The organism is Pseudomonas sp. NPDC089428, from assembly GCF_044749325.1.
In the GTDB taxonomy this organism is placed as follows: Bacteria; Pseudomonadota; Gammaproteobacteria; order Pseudomonadales; family Pseudomonadaceae; genus Aquipseudomonas.
In genome coordinates, this window is record NZ_JBIVHT010000033.1 from 1 (window position 1) to 4,303 (window position 4,303).

Below are 4,303 nucleotides of genomic sequence, written 5' to 3' on the forward strand. Positions count from 1 at the left end.
CACGGAGATGAGCCATTCCATACAGCCAAGCTTTTCAGCTCTGAACACCTCAGAAAAGCTTGACCGCCAACAGAGTATCTACATTTGTTGCAACGAACCGAACCTGTAAGGCCATGGCTACCCGCCTTGGCGCATGTCTTGAGCCCTGTAAACAAGGCGGACAGCGGTGACCAGACAGGAGTGATTGGCCCGAAACAGATGTAGGAGCGGATTTATCCGCGATGCGCCGCGCGGGCGGCGCTCGATCTCACAGGCGCTGAAAATCTCACGGCCAGCACCTGGTGGCCTAGATGTAATCTCCGCCCAGGCCAGCACAGACAAAACACTACAATCCAAGTAAAGTGCCGCCCCCCGCCGTTTCAGCAAAAGGACCCCTCCATGACCACTCCCCTGGACATCGCCATCGTCGGCGCCACCGGCAGCGTCGGTGAAACCCTCGTACAGATCCTCGAAGAGCTGGCGTTCCCGGTCGGCACCCTGCACCTGCTGGCCAGCATGGAATCGGCGGGCAGCAGCGTGATGTTCGCCGGCAAGAAGATCAAGGTGCGTGAGGTTGACAGCTTCGACTTCGCCCAGGTCAAGCTGGCCTTCTTCGCTGCCAGTCCGGCCGTCAGCCGCAGCTTTGCCAGCAAGGCCTGGCAGGCCGGCTGCACGGTCATCGACCTTTCCGGCGGCCTGGAGGATGCCCTGGCCGTGGTGCCTGAGGCCAATGGCGACCGCGTTGCCGCGTTGAGCCTGCCCGCGCGCATCACCAGCCCCAGCTGCGCGGCCGTTGCCTTGGCGGTTGCCCTGGCACCGCTCAAGGGCCAGCTGGATATCGAGCGGGTGCAGGTCATGGCCGCCCTGGCGGTGTCCGCGCAAGGCCGCGAAGCGGTCAGCGAACTGGCCCGGCAAACCGCCGAGCTGCTCAACGCGCGGCCGCTGGAGCCGCGCTTCTTCGATCGGCAGATGGCGTTCAACCTGCTGGCCCAGGTCGGTACTGTCGACGAACAGGGCCACAGCGCCGTGGAGCGCCGCCTGGTTGGCGAGCTGCGCGTGCTGTTGGGCCTGCCGGAACTGAAGATTTCCGTCAGCTGTATTCAAGTCCCGGTGTTTTTCGGCGATAGCTTCAGTGTGGCGGTGCAGAGCCGTCGCCCAGTCGATCTGGCGCAGGTCAACCAGGCACTGGAACGCGCCGAAAGTGTCGAGCTGGTGGAAAACGATGATTATCCGACCCCGGTCGGTGACGCAGTCGGCCAAGACGTGGTCTATGTTGGTCGTGTACGCCATGGAATTGACGAAAACCAGCAGCTCAACCTCTGGTTGACCACCGACAATGTGCGCAAGGGCGCTGCGCTGAACGCCGTGCAGGTGGCGCAATTGTTGATTAAACACATGGTGTAAAAGATACTGGCGAGCACTTTTGTCCCGCGCCGCACGCAGGTTTTTGGGACGATTCATACAAGGGAAGAGGTCATGCTTCGAATTCGCAAACTGGTTCTGGCCATGGCGGCAGCGTCTGCGCTGACGTCGGGCATGGCGAATGCCCTGGGGTTGGGTGAACTGACATTGAAGTCGGCGCAGAACCAGCCCCTGGATGCCGAGATCGAACTGCTCGACGTGCGCGACCTCACCGCAGCCGAAGTGGCGCCAAGCCTGGCGCCGCCGGAAGAGTTCAGCAAGGCCGGGGTGGCGTTTCCGAGCTACCTCGAAGACCTGACCTTCACCCCGGTGATCAACCCCAACGGCAAGAGCGTGCTGCGAGTCACTTCCAGCCAGCCGCTGCCTGGTACGGTGGTCAAGTTCCTGGTCCAGGTGATGTGGCCCCAAGGCCGCCTGTTGCGTGACTACAGCGTGCTGCTCGACCAGGCCAAGGCCCAGGGCCAGCAACCCGCGGCAGCCAATGTCAACCCGGCCACCAGCAGCGCAGGCAGTTACACCACCAAGCGCCGCGACACCCTGTGGCAGATCGCCGCCCGCAATACCCAGGGCGGTGGCTCGGTGCAGCAGACCATGATCGCCATCCAGGCGCTCAACCCGGATGCCTTCATCGGTAACAACATCAACCAGCTGAAGGTTGGCCAGGTCCTGCGCCTGCCAGACCAGCAGCAGATCCAGAACATCCCCCAAGGCGAAGCCACTCGTGAAGTGGCCGAGCAGTATGCGGCCTGGCGTGAAGGCCGGCGCCTGGGGCCGCGTGCGCGTCAGCTGGATGCCACCCGCCGCGGCGCCGCCGACGCAGCGCCCGAGCGCATCGCCCAGGGCGATAACCTGCGCCTGGTAAGCCCCGGCAACCAGGCGGGCGGCAACAGCGCCAAGGCCATCAACGACAAGCTGGCCGTTGCCCAGGAGAGCCTGGACACCAGCCGTCGTGATAACGACGAACTGAAGAGCCGGGTGGCTGACCTGCAGAGTCAGATGGACAAGCTGCAGAAGCTGATCCAGCTCAAGAACGACCAGTTGGCGCGCCTGGAAGCCCAGGCCGCGGCACCTGAAGCGCCGGCTGCGGCCGCCCTGCCTGGCGAGCCGACCCCTGCACAGGCCCCGGCGGCCGACGCTGCGCCTGTGGTGGCGCCCGCACCGGCCGCGGTTGATACCGCACCGGCTGAAGGGGAGGCGGCTGCGCAACAGCAGCCAAGTGCCCTGGACGAAATGCTGGGTAACCCGGTCGTATTGGGCCTCATCGCCGGGTCCGCGTTCCTTGTGCTGTTGCTCCTGCTGTTGCTGCTGGCGCGCAAGCGCAAGGCTCAGCAAGAGGCAGAAAAACACCTGCGCATGGCCCGCGCGCTGGCCGAGGAGGGTGAGCGCAGCCCGGATCTCGACCTGCCGCCGAGCAGCTTCGATGGGCTGGAAGTGTCTGCGCCGAGCGTGACCCTCTCGCCTGCCGTGGTGGCCGCCTCGGCCGCCGCTGCGGTGGCGGCGGAAAAACCGGCTGCCGCCACGCCCGCGGCGCCGATTGCAGAGCCCGAGCCGGTGCAGGACCCGAATGCCGCGCTGCTGGCCGAAGTCGAACTGAGCCTGTCGCGCGGTCGCCTGAATCATGCGGCCGACCTGCTGGAGAAGGCAGTGGCGGCGCAGCCGGAAAATGACACCCTGCGCCTCAAGCTGATGGACGTCTATGCCCGTCAGGGCGATCACAGCGCCTTTGTCGAGCAGGAGCGCAAGCTGCCTGGCAGCGAAGCGAACACGGCCCAGGTCAACAGCCTCAAGGAGCGCTACCCGGCCATGCTGGGTCTTGCTGCCGTTGGTGTGGGGGCTGCGGCGCTGGCCGCCGAAATGGACGAGCAGTATGTTCAGGAGTTGCTCCAGGAACAGCCGCAAGAACCCGCTGTAGTTGAAGCAGAACCTGAGCCTGAGCCGCAAGCGCTCGTCGAGCCAGCGCCGGCGCCTGAATCCGAGCCAGAGCTCGAAGCCGCCGCCGAGGCCTTCACCGAGACCTCGGTGCTTGACGACAATGACCTGGACAGTGCTTTTGACCTGAGCCTGGGTGATGATCTGCCGGCGGATGATCTGTCGGTGGAAGATCAACTCGAGCCACCGATGCTGGATGAGGTGCAGTTGGCCGAAGCACAGGCAGTCGCCGAACCGGCGGTCGTCGAGCCGCAAACCGATGCCGATGCCGATTTCGAAGCCTTGCTGGCCCAGGCCCAGTCCGAGCCGCAGAGCGTCGACGACCTGGCCGATTTCGACCTGGCTGACTTCGATCTGGACAGTGGCGAAGCGGCAGCTCCGGCCGCCTCGGTTGCAGCGGAAGATGAACCGGTGGATGTCGCCGCCGAACTGGCAGCCTTCGATGCCATCCCGGAGTTCGACCCGATTTCCGAGCTGGAGCTACCGGAAGACTTCGACCTGTCGCTGTCGCTGGATGACGACTCGCCGGCAGCCAAGAGCTTTGCCTCGGAGCTGAGCGACGTCAACGCCGAGCTCGACAAGCTGTCGCAGAGCCTGGAGTCGCCATCGCTCGAGCCGCACTTCACCGCCGAAGACGCTGCCGCCGAGCCCGAGCCGCTGGATGACCTCGACTTCGACTTCTTCTCCGGTGCAGACGAAGTCGCGACCAAGCTCGACCTGGCGCGCGCCTACATCGACATGGGCGACCATCAGGGTGCCCGCGACATCCTCGACGAGGTGGTCAAGGATGGTGATGACGGCCAGCGTCAGGAAGCCGAAGAGATGCTCTCGCGCCTGGTCTGAAGGCTGGAGCCGAAATTGGCTCCAGCTCGGTCATTGTGGGAGCCGCGCTTGCCGGCGATGGGCCGCGAAGCGGCCCCGGCAATTTATGCAGCAACCTTGAAATCGTGGGGCCGCTTTGCGGCCCATCGCC

2 protein-coding genes are annotated in these 4,303 nt (G+C 64.7%); both read left to right on the plus strand.

The annotated features are described in order from the left end of the window. Window positions 1-378: 378 nt before the first annotated feature. Entirely contained in the window at window positions 379-1,383 is a 1,005-nt protein-coding gene (locus tag ACIPZ5_RS27680; RefSeq protein WP_400811801.1) for an aspartate-semialdehyde dehydrogenase, read from the plus strand. Window positions 1,384-1,455: 72 nt separating this feature from the next. Further along, the gene (locus ACIPZ5_RS27685; protein ID WP_343599759.1) at window positions 1,456-4,173 is read left to right on the plus strand and encodes a FimV/HubP family polar landmark protein; all 2,718 of its coding nucleotides are present in this window, start codon (window positions 1,456-1,458) and stop codon (window positions 4,171-4,173) included. Window positions 4,174-4,303 lie beyond the last annotated feature (130 nt).

What these genes read in the sequence shown, in the direction of transcription:
- ACIPZ5_RS27680 (WP_400811801.1), top strand. Translation starts at nt 379, where the DNA reads ATGACCACTCCCCTGGACATCGCCATCGTCGGCGCCACCGGCAGCGTC.
- ACIPZ5_RS27685 (WP_343599759.1), top strand. Translation starts at nt 1,456, where the DNA reads ATGCTTCGAATTCGCAAACTGGTTCTGGCCATGGCGGCAGCGTCTGCG.